The 17,027-nt window shown below is 48.7% G+C and carries 10 protein-coding genes, 1 tRNA gene and 2 pseudogenes; 10 read left to right on the plus strand and 3 right to left on the minus strand.

Annotated elements, in window-relative coordinates:
• The first annotated feature begins 163 nt into the window (after positions 1–163).
• From EP25_RS0100660 to EP25_RS0100690, 6 genes are all read left to right on the plus strand, one after another.
• Positions 164–3,448, plus strand: coding sequence for an LAGLIDADG family homing endonuclease (locus EP25_RS0100660; RefSeq protein ID WP_031432142.1), 3,285 nt, complete (start codon positions 164–166; stop codon positions 3,446–3,448).
• 59 nt (positions 3,449–3,507) lie between these two features.
• Entirely contained in the window at positions 3,508–4,191 is a 684-nt protein-coding gene (locus tag EP25_RS0100665) for a TSCPD domain-containing protein (RefSeq protein WP_031432143.1), read from the plus strand.
• Positions 4,192–4,365: 174 nt separating this feature from the next.
• Positions 4,366–4,851, plus strand: a complete 486-nt coding sequence (locus EP25_RS0100670) for a hypothetical protein (protein ID WP_031432144.1) — start codon at positions 4,366–4,368, stop codon at positions 4,849–4,851.
• Between the two features lie 468 nt (positions 4,852–5,319).
• Entirely contained in the window at positions 5,320–5,850 is a 531-nt protein-coding gene (locus tag EP25_RS0100680; RefSeq protein WP_031432145.1) for an REP-associated tyrosine transposase, read from the plus strand.
• Between the two features lie 486 nt (positions 5,851–6,336).
• Entirely contained in the window at positions 6,337–6,867 is a 531-nt protein-coding gene (locus tag EP25_RS0100685) for an REP-associated tyrosine transposase (protein ID WP_031432146.1), read from the plus strand.
• Positions 6,868–7,221: 354 nt separating this feature from the next.
• Positions 7,222–8,526: an APC family permease gene (locus EP25_RS0100690; protein WP_031432147.1), complete on the plus strand. Its 1,305-nt coding sequence runs from the start codon at positions 7,222–7,224 to the stop codon at positions 8,524–8,526.
• A gap of 137 nt (positions 8,527–8,663) precedes the next feature.
• Here the strand turns inward: EP25_RS0100690 and EP25_RS0100695 are convergent, their stop codons facing one another.
• Positions 8,664–9,674 carry a multicopper oxidase domain-containing protein gene (locus EP25_RS0100695; RefSeq protein ID WP_051906305.1) on the minus strand — a complete coding sequence of 337 codons (1,011 nt, stop codon included), beginning with the start codon at positions 9,672–9,674 and terminating at the stop codon, positions 8,664–8,666.
• Between the two features lie 604 nt (positions 9,675–10,278).
• Positions 10,279–12,441 (minus strand): enoyl-CoA hydratase-related protein, encoded by a 2,163-nt coding sequence (locus EP25_RS0100705; protein ID WP_051906306.1) that lies wholly within the window; start codon positions 12,439–12,441, stop codon positions 10,279–10,281.
• An 856-nt stretch (positions 12,442–13,297) separates the two neighbouring features.
• Here EP25_RS0100705 and EP25_RS0100710 point away from each other — a divergent pair.
• Both EP25_RS0100710 and EP25_RS0100720 read left to right on the plus strand, forming a co-directional pair.
• Positions 13,298–14,205, plus strand: a pseudogene (locus EP25_RS0100710) (tyrosine-type recombinase/integrase).
• Positions 14,202–15,299: an IS91 family transposase gene (locus tag EP25_RS0100720; protein WP_036300033.1), complete on the plus strand. Its 1,098-nt coding sequence runs from the start codon at positions 14,202–14,204 to the stop codon at positions 15,297–15,299. Before EP25_RS0100710 ends, EP25_RS0100720 begins: the two are co-directional and overlap by 4 nt.
• Positions 15,300–15,653: 354 nt before the next feature.
• Here EP25_RS0100720 and hxlB read toward each other — a convergent pair whose 3' ends face one another.
• Positions 15,654–16,199: a 6-phospho-3-hexuloisomerase gene (gene hxlB / locus EP25_RS0100730; RefSeq protein ID WP_031432151.1), complete on the minus strand. Its 546-nt coding sequence runs from the start codon at positions 16,197–16,199 to the stop codon at positions 15,654–15,656.
• Positions 16,200–16,491: 292 nt separating this feature from the next.
• Here hxlB and EP25_RS0100740 point away from each other — a divergent pair.
• Both EP25_RS0100740 and EP25_RS24300 read left to right on the plus strand, forming a co-directional pair.
• Positions 16,492–16,564: transfer RNA gene (locus EP25_RS0100740), tRNA-Lys, on the plus strand.
• A gap of 257 nt (positions 16,565–16,821) precedes the next feature.
• Positions 16,822–16,953 (plus strand): annotated as a pseudogene (locus tag EP25_RS24300) (IS256 family transposase); the annotation flags it as partial.
• Positions 16,954–17,027 lie beyond the last annotated feature (74 nt).

A 17,027-nucleotide genomic window follows, 5' to 3' on the forward strand; every position in this document is an offset into this window, starting at 1 on the left:
TTTTATCGTCTAATTTTCAAGAAAAAATTCAAAAATACACAATATCTAGTATTATTGTTCCCAAAAAGCACTACATGTTCATGTTTGCATTAGACGTGCAAACATGTGCAGTTGCTTGCCTAATAAACCCTTTATAACCCATTCAACCGACAGGAAATCACCCATGACGGCACAGCTTCATGTTGTTAGCAATAACGTGACAGAAATTCCTTTCCAGAGCGCTTCGATGGACATCTGGGATACCAAATACCGCTTGAAAACCAAGGATGGCCAACCGGTCGATGCTACCATCGACGATACCTATAAACGCGTCGCCAAGGCCTTGGCCAGCGTCGAAGTGGGTAAGGCCAAACAAGAGCAGTATTACAAGGAATTTCTGTGGGCGTTGCGCCAGGGCGTCATTCCCGCCGGCCGTATCGTGTCCAATGCCGGCGCGCAAGCGCATAAGCCGGCCACTTCCACGATCAACTGCACCGTGTCCGGCATCATCGAGGATTCGATGGACGATATCCTGCGCAAAGTGCACGAAGCCGGGCTGACATTGAAAGCAGGCTGCGGTATCGGTTATGAATTTTCCACTCTGCGGCCGAAAAACGCCTATGTGTCCGGCGCCGGCGCCTATACTTCCGGTCCATTGTCGTTCATGGATATCTACGACAAGATGTGCTTCACGGTCTCGTCGGCCGGCGGCCGCCGCGGCGCGCAAATGGCCACTTTCGACATCGCCCATCCCGATGTGGTCGAATTCATCCGCGCCAAGCGCGAAGACGGCCGTCTGCGTCAGTTCAACCTGTCGCTGCTGATCACCAGCGAATTCGTCGAGGCGGTCAAAAAAGGCGACGATTGGCCGCTGTCGTTTCCGGTGACCGCGAAGGAAGCCGAGGCCGACAAACTGGACCTGGGCGACAAGGAAAAAATTGTCTGGCGCGACTTGCCCAACAAGGACGGTTATATCGTCAACGAAGACGGCGAAGTGGCTTGCCGCGTTACCAAAACGATTCCTGCGCAACGTCTGTGGGACATCATCATGTCCTCGACCTACGATTACGCCGAGCCCGGTTTCATCCTGATCGACAAGGTCAACGAAATGAACAACAATTGGTTCTGCGAGAATATCAGGGCCACTAATCCGTGCGTGACGGCGGATACACGGTTGCATACCCAGCGGGGTTTGGTAAAAATCGGTGATTTGTATTCAAGCGGTTCGGCCTTAGAAGTGACCGTGGACAAGCGGGCTCTTGGCCAAGTTGGGAAAGGCACGGTCGTTCGTTCGGCCGTCCCGGCGTTTATGACAGCCCGGGACGCCCGAGTGTATCGCGTTACCACTAAGGACGGTTACGAAATCAAGGCAACGGAATGGCATGATTTTTATTCGGAACGCGGCAAAATAAAACTTAAGGATTTGAAGATCGGAGATCGGTTATTAGTTCAATCCGGGAAAGGGCAATTTGGCCAACAAGGCGATAAGGACTTCGGAACGTTGTTAGGCTTGATCACAGGTGATGGCCATTTTACCAATCGAGGGAAGGAACAGCAGGCGGCAATCGTTAATTTATGGAATGACGATCAGGCCTTTGCTCCGAGGTTGGTTAATTATATCAACCACTTGATTGCAACTAATAGCGAGCTAATCAATAAGTCCGCGCGTCGATATAGAGTGTCGGCGGTAGCGATTCCGGAACGGAATTTAGTGATGATTCGTTCAGTTTTGCTAGCACGGATTTTGGAATTTTACGGCTTTAATAAAGAAAGCAAGTTACGGGTGCCGGAAGTAATTTGGCAGGGTAACGAAGACTGTGTCAAAGGTTATCTGTCCGCCTTGTTTCAAGCCGACGGTACAGTCAATATTTCAGCAAAAAGCCAATCGTGCTCAGTCCGGTTGGCCTCTTCCCATTTAAGTTTATTAAAAGATGTCCAGATGTTGCTGGCAAATTTCGGTGTATTCTGTCGAATTCACAAGCGACGCGAAGCAGGACAACGTATGTTGCCGGATGGGAAAGGCGGAAAACGGCTGTTTGAATGTAAAGCGGACCACGAGTTAATTATCGATGGTCAATCGCGTGAACGCTTTATGGAGGAAGTTGGCTTCTTAGGAGATGATAAGCAGCAAAAATATCAGAACTGGGTTTCCAACAAGATATTGAAGAAACATCAACCCTTTACTTCCGAGGTGGCGGAAATCGTTTATGTCGGGCAGGAACCCGTTTATGACACCACCCAAGCAGATCATAATACGGTAATTTTCAATGGCTTGGTGACAGGGCAATGCGGCGAACAACCGTTGCCGCCTTATGGCAGCTGCCTGTTGGGGTCGATCAACCTGACCCGTTTCGTGGAAAAACCGTTCACCAAGGATGCGCGATTCGATTGGGAAACCTACCGCAAGGCCATCCGAATTTTTACCCGCATGCTCGACAATGTGGTCGAAATCAACGGCCTGCCGCTGCAAAAACAGCAGGATGAAATTTTGGGCAAACGCCGTCACGGCATGGGTTATCTGGGGCTCGGCTCGACCCTGACCATGCTCGGTATGAAATACGGCGATGACGAATCGCTGGCCTTCACGGAGGAAGTTACCAGGGAGTTGGCGGTGGAAGGCTGGAAGGAAGGTCTGTCCTTGGCCAAGGAAAAAGGTCCGGCGCCGCTGCTGGAGCAGATTTTTACCGTGACCGGCGAAATGCTGCACAAGCGTCCGGAAATGGTCAAAGACGGCTACAAGATCGGCGACCAGGTGCCGGGCAAGGTGCTGCATGCCAAATACAGCCGCTACATGCAGCAATTGGCGCAAGTGGAACCGGCGTTGGTCGACGCCTTGGCGGAAACCGGCAGCCGCTTCACTCATCACAGCTCGATCGCGCCGACCGGCACGATTTCGCTGTCGCTGGCCAATAACGCCAGCAACGGCATCGAGCCCAGCTTCGCCCATCATTATTCCCGCAATGTGATCCGCGAAGGCAAGAAAAGCAAGGAAAAAGTCGATGTCTTTTCCTTCGAACTGTTGGCCTACCGGGAATTGGTCAATCCGAAGGCGATGCCTTACAGCGACGACCCGGAACAGCAACTGCCGGATTATTTCATCGTCGCCGACAGCATTACGCCGAAACAGCATGTCGACATTCAGGCGGCGGCGCAGAAATGGATCGATTCGTCGATCTCGAAAACCGCCAACGTGCCGACCGATTATCCGTACGAGGATTTCAAGTCGATTTACGAATACGCCTACGAAAAAGGCCTGAAAGGCTGCACGACCTTCCGTTTCAACCCGGAAGTGTTCCAGGGCGTGTTGGTCAAGGAAACCGATCTCGAGAAAACCACCTACCAATTCACGCTGGAAGACGGCCATGTCGTGGAATTGAAAGGCAACGAGGAAGTCGAATACGATGGCGAAATCCACACCGCCGCCAATCTGTTCGACGCCTTGAAAGAAGGTTATTACGGCAAGTTCTAAGATCAACGAAAGGGCGGGTAGGCCAAGAGGCCGCTCGCCGGAAGAATGCGAGATGAATCATGGTACATAAAATCACGAAAAAGATCGTCGGCTACAAAGTATTGACCGACGAAAAGAAAGAGGCCGCTGCCGGCGAAGAACAACAGGATTCGCTGGAGAGCATGCACGAGAAGGTCGAGCGGCCGGAAGTGCTGTTGGGATCGACCTATAAGATCAAGACGCCGCAATCCGAGCATGCGTTGTATATCACCATCAACGACATGATCCTGAATGCCGGCACCGAACACGAGGAACGCCGCCCTTACGAAGTGTTCATCAACTCCAAGAACATGGAGCACTTCCAGTGGGTGTTGGCCTTGACGCGGGTTATCTCGGCGGTATTCCGCAAGGGCGGCGACGTTTGCTTTCTGGTCGAAGAGCTGAAAGCGGTCTTCGATCCGAAAGGCGGCTATTTCAAGAAAGGCGGCGTGTTCATGCCGTCGCTGGTCGCCGAAATCGGCCACGCCATCGAATCGCACATGAAGCACATCGGCATGATCGAAACGGAACAACTGTCCGACCACCAGAAGGAATTCCTGGCCGAAAAACGCAAGGAATTCGAAGCCAAGCACGGCACAAAAAACGGCAGCGACAGCGAATTCCCGGAACAGGCCGTGCTCTGCCCCAAATGCAGCACCAAGGCCATGGTGCTGATGGACGGTTGCATGACTTGTTTGAATTGTGGGGAGAGTAAGTGCGGGTAGGAGTAATTGATATTTTTAGGTAGATTTGACATGTTTTCAGGCTAATATCGGCTTATCAGGGCAAATTGACCTGATATTGGAATATGTTGGCGAATTTGCCCGAAAACACCGGTAATATCGTATTATCAGGGCGAATTTACCTGACAATAATAGTTAGGACTCAAGGGGGATTAAATGGGGCAATCATCGTCAATCACACCCGCTCTTTTCGCGCTTGGTGGCGTCGCTCTAGCGCAAGGCGTAGCCATGTTTCAATCTTTCTTGGATAGAAAGAACAAGCACGAAGTACTTTTGCGCACAAAGTATGAGGAACTTGGCGCTCATTTTCTTGAGTCGATAAAGTTGCCCCATGCTTTAATGAAAGTGGTGAAAGACGAAGAAATTCACGTCTTAACCCTACAGGCATCCTCGAATAACGCACTTCTTCTGTCTTTGGTTTATTTTCCTCTACTTCAACAATCACTCGAACGGTACATTGAGTCGTATTCAAATTTATGTCTTGTTTCTTCATCATTGTTTGATCCAGATAAAAATAAACCTCTTGGAGCACAGGTATATGACAAACCAGAGTATATAGCTGCTAGTGATGCTCACATTGAGGCAAGAGACAATCTGCAAGAGCAAATAAAAATTCATGCTTCTATATATGCCAAGTCCTAACAAGGCAAATACACACGGACAAATTTCCGCAACGTTCATTTGTGCTATGAATAGCACAAGCCTCACATTGCTACAATTTGCTGGTGATTTGCGACGTTATGTGCAAAATTCGTCAACCATTTGAGCTCTATATGAAGGCAAAAAATTATGGCGGTTAATAAAAATCCTAATTGGGTTACTAGCGGTAAAACTATAAGCCAATTGATCGAGGAGCTTAAGTCCTTCTCCGATCAAAACCTTGAGGTAAGACTTTCTCTGGACGATGGTGAGTCATTCAAGCCAATTAGCTTGGTTGTTCGTAAAGGGGGCCTAGCAAATACTTTTGTGGGCTGGTTAACTGTGAGTCAGACCTCGTAGGTCCGATTAGCACAGCGTAATCGGACGCATGTCAAAATTGCTCTCCCCATCATGGTGGACGCTAATCTATCCGAGCGGTAATATCTTTGCTTCTCAACATAAGATAATGATATGTCCAATTATCGACGTGCATTCATTCCTGGGGGCACCTGGTTCTTCACAGTGAATCTGTTGCAAAGGCATAACAATGATTTGCTGATTAGGGAAATTGGTTTGTTGCGCGAGACGGTGAAAAGGGTGCGTGCACGCTACCCTTTTCAAATCGACGCCTGGGTCCTGTTACCGGAACATTTACATTGTGTTTGGACTTTGCCGCCTGGCGATGCCGATTTCAGCATACGTTGGCGCTTGATTAAAAGCGGTTTTTCACGGGCGTTACCTAAAACAGAACGTCGGTCTGATGTCCGCAAAATGGCTGGAGAGCGGGGTATATGGCAGCGGCATTATTGGGAGCATTTTATTCGCGACGATGTCGATTATGAAAGGCATGTGGATTACGTACATGCGAACCCGTTAAAACATGGCTATGTAAAGCGTGTGGCGGATTGGCCGTATTCGACTTTTCATCGTTATGTGTCGAAAGGTATTTATCCCCAGGATTGGTGCGGGGATGTAGATTCCTCGGTTGGAGGAGATGAATGACATGCGCCCGATTACGCTGCGCTAATCGGACCTACACGTCCGAGAACCTCCTAACGTGGGAAGTCCAGGTTGTCCCGGCGGGTTTAACAGACGATACCTACCGCCTTACCAAATATTCTACGTCGCAGGCTGAAGGGAAGGGTAGTGCCCGGAACTGGCGCTGCCGGCATTGATTATATTCTCTCGCTGAGTCGAACGAAGTGAGACGTCCTCTCGTCGCTATGAGTAAGAAGCTGTTTGGAAATTATCAATGGGACTGGTAATGTAAGCTTTTATCTCGCGAATGGCTTATCAGAGACGCAAGCAATGGGCCTGTGTTGTGAAGTGAGAAAATAACAACAACTGAACTGACATGAACAAGTCCAGACCTCGTAGGTCCGATTAGCACAGCGTAATCGGGCGCATGTCAAAATTGCTCTCCCCATCATGGTGGACGCTAATCTATCCGAGCGGTAATATCTTTGCTTCTCAACATGAGATAATGATATGTCCAATTATCGACGTGCATTCATTCCTGGGGGCACCTGGTTCTTCACAGTGAATCTGTTGCAAAGGCATAACAATGATTTGCTGATTAGGGAAATTGGTTTGTTGCGCGAGACGGTGAAAAGGGTGCGTGCACGCTACCCTTTTCAAATCAATGCCTGGGTCGTGTTACCGGAACATTTACATTGTGTTTGGACTTTGCCGCCTGGCGATGCCGATTTCAGCATACGTTGGCGCTTGATTAAAAGCGGTTTTTCACGGGCGTTACCTAAAACAGAACGTCGGTCTGATGTCCGCAAATCAGCCGGAGAGCGGGGTATATGGCAGCGGCATTATTGGGAGCATTTTATTCGCGACGATGTCGATTATGAAAGGCATGTGGATTACGTACATGCGAACCCGTTGAAACATGGCTATGTAAAGCGTGTGGCGGATTGGCCGTATTCGACTTTTCATCGTTATGTTTCGAAAAGTATTTATCCCCAGGATTGGTGCGGGGATGTAGATTCCTCGGTTGGAGGAGATGAATGACATGCGCCCGATTACGCTGCGCTAATCGGACCTACAATTCCGTGAACCTCCTAGCGATGGATGTCCAGGTTGCCCCGCGGCGGGTTTAACAGGCGATACCTTCCGCTTCACCAAATATTCTGCGTTGCAGGTTGAAGGTGAGGGCAGTGCCCGGAACTGGCGCTGCCGGCAGTGATTATATTCTCTCACTGAGTCGAACGAAGCGGGACGTCCGCTTGTCGCTATGAGTAAGAAGCTGTTTGGAAATTATCAATGGGACTGGTAATGTAAGCTTTTATCTCGCGAATGGCTTATCAGAAACGCAAGCAATGGGCCTGTGTTGTGAAGCGAGAAAATAACAATAACTGAACTGACATGAACAAGTCCGGAAAAGAAAATCTCGGCTACTGGGAGGTCACGGCAATAGGCGTCGGCGGTATGGTTGGTGGCGGGATCTTTGCCGTTCTTGGCCTGTCGGTGGAATTAGCCAATGGAGGAGCACCGGTAGCCTTTATGATTGCGGGTATCGTTGCTCTCGTTACCTCCTATTCCTACGTAAAACTCTCCGTTACATATCCGAGTCAGGGAGGAACTGTCGCATTTCTGGATCGGGCGTTTGGCTCGGGACTGCTGACAGGGAGCGCAAACATTTTGCTCTGGATAAGTTACATTGTCATGCTTTCGCTGTATGCCTATGCCTTCGGAAGCTATGGCGCGTCATTCTTCCCTGCGGAGTCGCAGCCGTTTTGGAAACACATTCTAATTACAGGTAGCGTTATCATCATTACCGGCCTAAACCTTTTAAACGCTAAATTGATTGGCGAGGTCGAAGATTGGATAGTGCTTCTCAAATTGGTGATTCTTGCCCTTTTCATCGGAGTCGGTATCTGGAACGTCGACAGTGCGAGGCTTGCGCCGTCGGATTGGTCATCGCCCCTAAATCTGATTGCCGGCGGGATGATTATATTTCTTGCCTATGAGGGATTCGAGTTGATTGCCAACACTGCACAGGATGTGCGCGACGCGCCAAAAACATTACCCCGCGCTTTCTATTCAAGTGTTATTTTCGTGATAGTGCTCTATGTCCTTGTTGCTTTGGTTGCCGTTGGAACTCTGCCTGTCGACAAGATTGTCATTGCCAAGGACTACGCACTGGCTGAGGCGGCCCGTTCGTCCTTGGGTCACGCGGGATTCATCTTGATTGCCGTCGCTGCCATGCTCTCAACGGCTTCGGCCATCAACGCAACGATCTACGGCGCCGCCCGATTGAGTTATGTCATTGCAAAAGACGGCGAACTTCCTGTTGTATTGGAAAAAAAGGTTTGGGGAGAACCTATTGAGGGATTGTTAATCACATCCGGATTGACCTTGCTAATCGCCAATCTTGTCGACCTTTCAAGTATGTCGATGATGGGCAGTGCAGGGTTTCTCTTGATTTTTGCAGCGGTCAATTGTGCCAATGTAGCGCTGGCAAAAAACACGCACAGCAATTATTTTCTATCGCTAATCGGTGCCGGACTTTGCCTTGCTGCATTAGGGAGTTTGATCTGGCAGATTGGCAATAATTCACCCAGTCAGCTATGGTTTCTACTCGTAATGATAGGAGCGGCCTTTTTTATCGAACTGACTTTTCGCATTGTTACGGGGCGGACTAGAGTCCTTCCAAATGCAAAAAAGTAAATTCAAATCGTTAAGAGATTGCTGAACAGTTTGTGGCAAATGCTATCAGATGTCGATATGTTTCCTAGACCTGTTGGAATATTCAGTGGAACGACTAAGTGCGTTCCACTGGATTTACAATGGCTAATTCCAGCTTACTAGTCAAACTGTAAGTATCCCAATGCCCCATTGGAAGCGCGGAAAATAGCATGATCCAACAACAAATATGTGCCTGGCTCTTTCGCCTCCAGTTCGAACATTGCGGCAGAGCCAGGGGCCACATATTCGGTTTCTTGGTTTACTAACGGATTTGAGAAATGGCCTTGATAGGTTTTGTCAAAAATTGTACCGATAATATGCCAATTAGAACCGATATTGGGCCCGCCATTAACGAAAAAGAATCGTACTGTATCTCCTATCTGCGCATGCATAGCATCACCGTGGATGTTGGCATTGGTCAATGCGTTTTTATGCCCATTAAATGAGAAAAAATTAGGCCTCTCGGTCAGTGCTTGTTGTTCATCTAACATCAATGTATTTGTCGGAAGCCCATGAGCATTGGTTTTATCATTCGGGACATGATTTAAATACCATTCGGATTGACCAATATAAAACTCCTTATCGACCGGTGGTAAGCCTCCACGCGGTTCCACCACGATTAAGCCGAACATACCATAGGCTATGTGTTCCCATGCCTGTCCCTCCGCTGCACAATGGTAAATGTAAGTTCCTTGCCGAGTCGCAACAAAGGTAAAGGATTTAGTTTCGCCGGGTTCGGCTTCTGTAAAAACCGCTCCACCACCAGGAGCAAGAGCGGCATGCAGATCGATATTGTGAGGTTCGACGTTATTTGCATCATTAATGATATTAATGGTCACAGAATCGCCTTCCATGACTCTCAACATGGGTCCAGGCACTGTACCATTAAAAGTCCATACCCAGGCATAGGCACCGGACCCGTCGATATCCGTCAATACTTCTTTGGGATGTAAATCGAAAGTTAAGTGAGTAGGGCTTTTTCTGTTTATCGGAGCAGGAACCTCGGTAGGGTTTTTAGCCACATGGTCGACTTCCGGTGGTGTCGCTAAACAAAGCGACGTCCATAACGCGAGTACTGAACAAACGGCGACGCCGGTAAACTCACTAAAGCAGTTGTAATTAATCTTCATGACAATTCCCCCTCAATAGATAAAAAATAAGCAGGTGATTCGTCGCGCAGGCCTACTATGAATCCATTTAGTCAATAAGCAAGGTCATCGTCACCTGTTAGGTACCCCCAATTTCGCTTGCTATTTGCCCTAGGTCTTTGGTTTCGACTAGGGGGCTGACGGCAATCAGATAATGGGAGATTGCGCCAATCCTTTTGTCTTTCACTTCGTTTCCGTGAATGAGTATGGATTCTAGTCTAGTTAATGAAGTTTGTATACTTATAAAAGTTAAATATGATAAAAACACCATTAGTGGTTGCGAACAGAGGGAGTTAAGTCTTGTGGATAAAGCCCACACGTTAAATGGTGTCATCACCAAGTAATTATCGAATTCTTGCAACCAATTTTTTGGTACTGAAGATTACCTCGCCGTGTTTAACGGACCTTTGCAAGGAAACTGTGAGCCTCCTAGGGTGGGAGAGTCCCGGGTCGCTATTCAATAAACGCCGACAGCGACGCTCTTGCCAATGACAAAAGGGCAGGTAGGCGAGCGATTTGGAAAAAATAGCGTTCGGTTCCCGGTTAATGTTTTTGTATCACCATGACGCCCGCCCCGGAACCAGGTTTAAATACAATATTTGTACATCTCCTTCCAATGTCGGTTGAAAGCCATGTCCGAATGCAAAATATGGTTGGTCCATTTGTCCAGAAAGTCTTGTAACTCTTCGCGATGACAGGCATCCAGCTCTATCTTGTGGGTCAACATCAGCAATTGCTCGAGCATCATGCGATGTTCCCTGACATGATTTTCAAAATCGCGAAAACCGACTTTTTGCATGATGGCCTCTTCGTCGGCGAAGTGGACTCTTACATGTTGCATCAATTCGTCGATCGCACCCAGCAACTCCGGTTTATGTGTGATGTGGATCAATTTTTCTGCCAGCTCAAAAAAGTCCTTGTGCTCCCGATCGATTTTTTCATCGTCGAATGCGTAGCTGTCTTGCCACATGAAATGGACCATACTGCCCGGCTGAGCCGATTTCTGGATGTTGTCTTGCCGATGCTTGGCTAAATGACTGGGGGTGCCCGGAGGCGCCGTTTTGAAGACGAAATCTTGTCTGGCATGATGGTAATTATCGTCGTTATAAAAATTGCCGTATATTTGGGTCAGTTCGTACTTCCGATAGGAGGCCAGAGGTTTGGTGCTTTCGTCGATGCTACGGGTCTTACCTTTTTTCGATAGCAAAGTTTGCAATTCGGTCGGGCGGTTCAGGTAAGTCTCGACGAGATGTCTGACTTGGGCGGCAAACACCGGATGCTGGTCGGCGAGAACTTTGTCTACCAAACCGATCCGCAAGGCCTGTTTGGCGCTGATCGGTAAACGCTGCTCGGTCAGCTGCGTGGCGACGTCCTGACCGACGCGTTTGGGGAGTAAGTAGGTCCAATATTCCGAACCGTACAAGTCGCCCATATTCTTATAATGGGGGTTGAAAATCACGCCGTCTCTAGCCACAACCAAATCGGCCGCGATCGCCAATATGGTGCCGCCCGCACTGGCGTTGCCCGCTACGGCGGCAATGGTCAACTTATCTGGGGTATTGACGATCTGACAAATCAGGTCGTCAAGAGCATTAATGTTTCGCCAAGACTCCTCTGTGGGGTTTTCGGCGGCTTCGATTTGGCTTAGGTGAATGCCGTTGGACCAAAACTCGTCGCTGCCCTTCAGGACGATGGCTTTAATATCCAACGCGGCCACATGTTGATACACGGACAGTAACAGCCGGCATTGCGAGGTACTCATTCCGCCGTTATGAAACGGAAAATAAATAAAAGCGGCTTCGCCGATACGTTCGTACCACACTTCCTGGCAAGGTAATTGCCGGCCGGGCCGACGGTAATCGATTTCTAAGGTTTTGACCGCGTCGTACAGCGCGGATTGCCGATCCTTTTGCGGGGCCGGCCATACCGTACTCAAGGCTTGTGTCGCAGGCAGTTTAATACCCTTGCTATCCGACAACTTGGGTTTCAAATGACCGATCCAAATTGCTCCGTCCATGGTGGCGCGACATATCGATTGCTCGGTCTTAGCGATTATTTCGCCGGGAATGCCGGTTAACCGATGCTCTTTATGGGCATTGAACAGATAAAACAACTGACCGAATATCTCGTCCAATACACCGGGGTTGCCGTCCGCAGCGGCAATGCGTTTAAAGATGTCGTCGGTTGTTTGCTTTTGCCAGTCTATTTTTCGATCCGTTTGTCTCATCGGCGGGCGTAATTGTCCTCTGATGTCAGGATTATCGGCTTCCAAAGTTTTAGGCCGAAAATTTGGTGTGCCGAAATTAGTCAATGCATCCCATAAACACTCGACGGCGGCTTGGGTTACTTCTCGATTAAACAGGCTATTTTTTGTGGCTTCACGGACAGGAAATGTTCTGCTGGACCAAATCGGCCCGGCATCGATTTCCTCGGTGGCTTCGAACAAGGTGACCCCCCATTCGCGTTCGCCACGTTGTATGGCCCAATCCAGCGACGATGGGCCACGTTCGCCCTTTATGCCAGGGTGAACGATTAAACACTTGTAGTTCAGATAAATATCGGCCGGAAGCCGGCGAGTTAAGAACGGACATACAATTAAATCTGGCAGGTAAAGTCGTACGCCCTCGCACAAATGAGCGTCGTTGCCCAGGTGCAGTTCGACGGAAACGTCATAACCGGCATCATTCAATTCGGCGTAATAGCGTTGGGTGAGTCCGGAAAATGCGTTTGATATGAGTAGGATTTTCATGTCTACCTCCTAAAAGGGGTAAATCTTCATAGAAAGCCGATTCAACCGTGCATTGGTTTCTTGGAATCTAAGGCAGGATCGATTCGTTCAAACGCGCCACCTGAAAAGGCGCGATTCAAATTCGCAACCGGTCGCTGAAGTGGTTGTGGAAAATGAGCACTGTTTAAAACCACGTTGCGGGCGAACCGTCAGGTTTTGCGTTGAATCATCATCATGCAGGCCCGATTTTTATACAATGACAAAAATCCCTCGATTTCTGCCATATAAAGTTTTGTTGAAGTTAATAAACTACGTTCCCGACAATCGTTTAACGATGCCGTCGAAACAACTTGACAGGATGTACATTTTAGTTCGAACTGGTTGCTGGAGTTTGCCGTCATCTATTGACTAACGGCGAAATCGCCGTCGCTGTCATTTAGTGTGATTGAAAAACAAAGGGGCCGAGAGGAGGCTGTCTAGAGGATTATCAGACTCGATTGGTGAGTATATTTGATGAGCGGTAGAGAGGCTGTCCGAATCGGCATGAAGAAACGCATTTCTATTCATGCCAAAGTTGTCTTGCGCGGTGATTTTAAATGGCTTTATACCTTACTTGCCTCAGAATGATGCTGATTAATCCATCAGATGCTGCGCAATCCTTCAGCCTATATTTTTGTTCTTGCATTCTTCCACGAAGGATCGTGGGCCGTAGGGTTAGCTTCATGAAATGAAGCCCAACAATTTCAAGTTTTTTTTGAATGTTGGACGAAGCCGCTAACGCGGAGAAAAGCGGCAGTAGCCGGTAATTTATAAAATGTAATCTCACGCCCTCTTTTAAGAGGGATTATTCCATGACGAATCATGAGGTTACGCGACAATGACAACATCATTCGAATCCCATTTCAAGCAAAACTATCAAAGCCATCTGAAACACCTCAAACTTAAAGGGTTGCAGCCCAAGACGATCGAGGCCTATGCCCGTGCGATTCGACGTATCGGCCAGTATTTCAACGAAGACATCAATGCGTTGACCGAACAGCAACTGACCGATTATTTCACCGATTTGCTGGAGTCGCATTCTTGGAGTGCGGTCAAGTTGGACCTGTACGGTCTCAAGTTTTATTACACCCATGTACTGCGCAAGCCTTGGGTCGCGCCGCAGTTGGTCAAGCCGCCGAAGGCGCAACGTTTGCCGGATATCGTCACTGTCGACGAGGCGCGGTGTATCTTCCAGTCCACGCGTATTCTCAGTTACCGGGTGTTCTTTTTCACGCTCTACAGTCTAGGTTTGCGCCTCGGCGAGGGATTGCGTCTTGAGGTTGGGGATATCGATGCCGGTCGCCAACGCGTGCATATCCGAGATGCCAAGGGCAATAAGGATAGACTGGTGCCGTTGCCGGCTGCCACCCTGGATTTGCTACGCCGCTTCTGGCAAGTTCACCGGCATCCGGTCATGTTGTTTCCCAATCGCCATGGCGGTTTGAAGGGCGCGCAGCGCGCGCAGAGCCCTTTGGATCGCGGTGGCGTGCAAAAGGCTCTGCGCCAAGTCGCGCAAGACTGCGGTTTAAAAAAAAGATTACCCCGCACTGTCTGCGGCATAGCTATGCCACACATTTGATTGAAGCGGGCGTCGATCTACTGGAAGTGCAGAAAATCCTCGGTCACCACAGTATCCTCACCACTGCCCGCTATACTCACCTGACCGACGGCACGAATCAAAATACCGGCCAGTTGATTAATGCCTTAATGAATGGCTTCGACATCGACTGGGGGGCGGTCAAATGATCTTGCTTTCCGCCATCATCCAAACCTTCGAAGCCGAGTTTCTGGTCGCTTACCAGGGTCGCTTGTCACCCAGTCAGCGTCAGGCGCTGGCCGCGATGAAACACTGCCGCACGTCGCAAGGCCCTGTGATGTTGGCGCAATGCGATGATTGCGATCGGCAACGCTTGGTGCCGCATTCCTGCGGCCATCGCAGCTGCCCGCATTGCCAGTCGCACGAATCGCAACAATGGCTGGAAAGGCAGTTGCAGAAGCAGGTGCCGGCCGAATATTTTTTGCTGACGTTTACTTTGCCCAAAGAACTCAGGCCGTTGGCCTGGCAACAGCAACGTACGTTGTATGATCTGCTGATCCGCTGTAGTTGGGATACCGTCAACACCTTCACCCGCAACGATCAACAGCTTCAGGGCAATGCCGGTGCTATTGCTGTGTTGCATACCCATTCCCGCCGATTGGATTACCATCCGCATGTACACTTGGTGATGCCGGCGGCCGCCATCGATCCTGATAAACGACTGTGGCGCACCAAACAGGGTAAAAAGGGCCGGAAAGGCTATTTGTTCAATCACAAGGCAGTGGCCAAAGTGTTTCGGGCCAAATTGCTTGAAGCGATCTCGCAGGCCGGTTTGACATTGCCTGACTACTATCCGCAACAATGGGTCGTTGACGTCAAGTCGGTCGGACGCGGCGATAAAGCCTTGGTTTATCTGGGACGTTATCTCTATAAGGGCGTTATCCAGGAAAAGGACATTATTGCCTGCCGAGATGGCCAAGTAACCTTCCGTTACCAGGACAGCAAAACCAAAAAGTGGCAGACTCGAACACTACCCGGCGTGAAGTTTCTGTGGCTGATGCTCCGCCATGTTCTGCCCAAAGGCTTTAGGCGGACTCGCAACTTCGGCTTTTTGCACCCCAACAGCAAACGGCTGATTCGTCTGCTGCAAGTCTTGCTCGGCGTCAATCCCAATCGTGCTATCGCTTGGCTCAGGCCCCGCCCGAAACTCCAATGCCCATGTTGTGGTGGAACCCTGCAGATTATCAAAACGCGCATTCTCGGTTCTTCGGCTGTCATGGCATTGAATTCGACCAAAGCGTAGAGGCAAAACCGGTTATGTAAGCGGCATTTCTCACTGACCCAAACCGATCATCGGGCATTTTAGCACCGAGGCTTTCGTTCGGTCTGAATTCAGGGCAAAATGCCGCTAAAATCCGAAATTCCGGGTGTGATGATCAGCATCACGCCCATTTCAGCCCGTTTATCGACGTCAACGCTTGAAATGGGCCAACACATCCCCCAATCCTTCGAAAAGCTATTTTCTTATATAACGCTCCCTCCGAATACCGGGCTTGTCCAACAAACGGTTCAGATTGTGGCTCGCTCCGCGATTACAATCTAACCTTATTCGTTAGGCTTCGCTATCGCTCAGTCCAATCTACCGCATTAATACCAGCTATTCTAAATTAGCGTGCCTTTCACGCATTTTTTCTTCCGGAATACCTTTCTCCCAAACAATGTGAGAGATCAAGGCTTCAAGGAAACATAGCGTTGAGAGCTCAAAAACGGTGCCCATTGGCATGCCTTTTACCTTTTGGTAGAGCTCATGTTTTCCAATTTCGAAGACAACTTCGGCTAGGTCTCCAATGGTTGATTTAGATCGCGAAGAGATGAGCACAACCTTGGCACCAATTTCCTTTGCTCTTTTGGTAAATGCAATTAATTGTTCCGTTTCTCCTGATCCGGAGATTACGATTAATAAATCGTCTTTTTTAATGCTGGGGGTGACAATTTCTCCAACAATGGCGACATCATAGCCACAGTGCATTAAACGCATACCGAGAAAATTACCGACTAGTTTTGAACGACCGGCTCCCGATATAAAGATTCGTTTAGCCGAATCAATCATGGCTGTTAATTTCTCAGCATAAGTGGTGTCGGTTGCCTTGAGCATTTCGGAAAGTTTATCGATGATTAGACGTTGATTTTCTTCTTGCCACATAGGTAATGCTCCTCACAGTTTTTTATAGTTATGAATTTTGTAAGTGAGTCTTAAGATTAAATGTTTTATAAGCTTGCAACATATCTTTTCGACGGACTGACAAGGCTATCACTAATTGCTTGTCCGTGAAATTGGTACGGTATGAGGATGGAATTTTCACGGGAAATTGATGCCTTAAAGCGCGATGAAGTGATCGCTCAATTTTTAAAGCCAAATCATGGTTTGATCCATTAGTAGTTTTTCCGACGGCATGGTAAAATTTACAGACTTGCGCTTTTTGCCACTTTTACATGGGCCGTTAGCTCAGTTGGTAGAGCTGTGGACTCTTAATCCATAGGTCCGGGGTTCGAGTCCCCGACGGCCCACTAATGAAATCAATAAGTTAGATCTTTGCCCCTTAAAATATTTCTACTAATGGGGCACTGATGGGACACTTCATAATAATCTTCCCCAACAATAGACAACAAAAGCGGGTTTTGTTTTGATGATTCGCGTAACTGTACTGACTCAGACTTGATCTGACAGTTACCCGTTTTTTCGAGGTGTCTGTCAGATAAGGTTTGGGATAAATTTTTTTCTGCCCAAATTGATTTGCCATCCTTGTTGATCAAAGCATCAACAGGAAGTTCTGGTAGGCTCGGAAGCGAAAGGGCTGTCAGCCAGCACTGTCGACAGGCTGAAACGGCAATGGGCGGATTGGTGCGATACCCGATTGGATAAGGATCAATGGGTCTATATTTGGGCCGATGGTATTATAGCCTGTTGTCAGTTGTCAAATGACTACCTGGCGTTCAAGTCAGCTACCCGCTGGAAGTTGGCTAAGTTGAA

It is taken from the genome of Methylomarinum vadi, assembly GCF_000733935.1.
GTDB lineage: Bacteria > Pseudomonadota > Gammaproteobacteria > Methylococcales > Methylomonadaceae > Methylomarinum > Methylomarinum vadi.

Coding starts and splice junctions, on each gene's coding strand:
- EP25_RS0100660 (WP_031432142.1), top strand. CDS start 164: ATGACGGCACAGCTTCATGTTGTTAGCAATAACGTGACAGAAATTCCT.
- EP25_RS0100665 (WP_031432143.1), top strand. CDS start 3,508: ATGGTACATAAAATCACGAAAAAGATCGTCGGCTACAAAGTATTGACC.
- EP25_RS0100670 (WP_031432144.1), top strand. CDS start 4,366: ATGGGGCAATCATCGTCAATCACACCCGCTCTTTTCGCGCTTGGTGGC.
- EP25_RS0100680 (WP_031432145.1), top strand. CDS start 5,320: ATGTCCAATTATCGACGTGCATTCATTCCTGGGGGCACCTGGTTCTTC.
- EP25_RS0100685 (WP_031432146.1), top strand. CDS start 6,337: ATGTCCAATTATCGACGTGCATTCATTCCTGGGGGCACCTGGTTCTTC.
- EP25_RS0100690 (WP_031432147.1), top strand. CDS start 7,222: ATGAACAAGTCCGGAAAAGAAAATCTCGGCTACTGGGAGGTCACGGCA.
- EP25_RS0100695 (WP_051906305.1), bottom strand. CDS start 9,674: ATGAAGATTAATTACAACTGCTTTAGTGAGTTTACCGGCGTCGCCGTT.
- EP25_RS0100705 (WP_051906306.1), bottom strand. CDS start 12,441: ATGAAAATCCTACTCATATCAAACGCATTTTCCGGACTCACCCAACGC.
- EP25_RS0100720 (WP_036300033.1), top strand. CDS start 14,202: ATGATCTTGCTTTCCGCCATCATCCAAACCTTCGAAGCCGAGTTTCTG.
- hxlB (WP_031432151.1), bottom strand. CDS start 16,199: ATGTGGCAAGAAGAAAATCAACGTCTAATCATCGATAAACTTTCCGAA.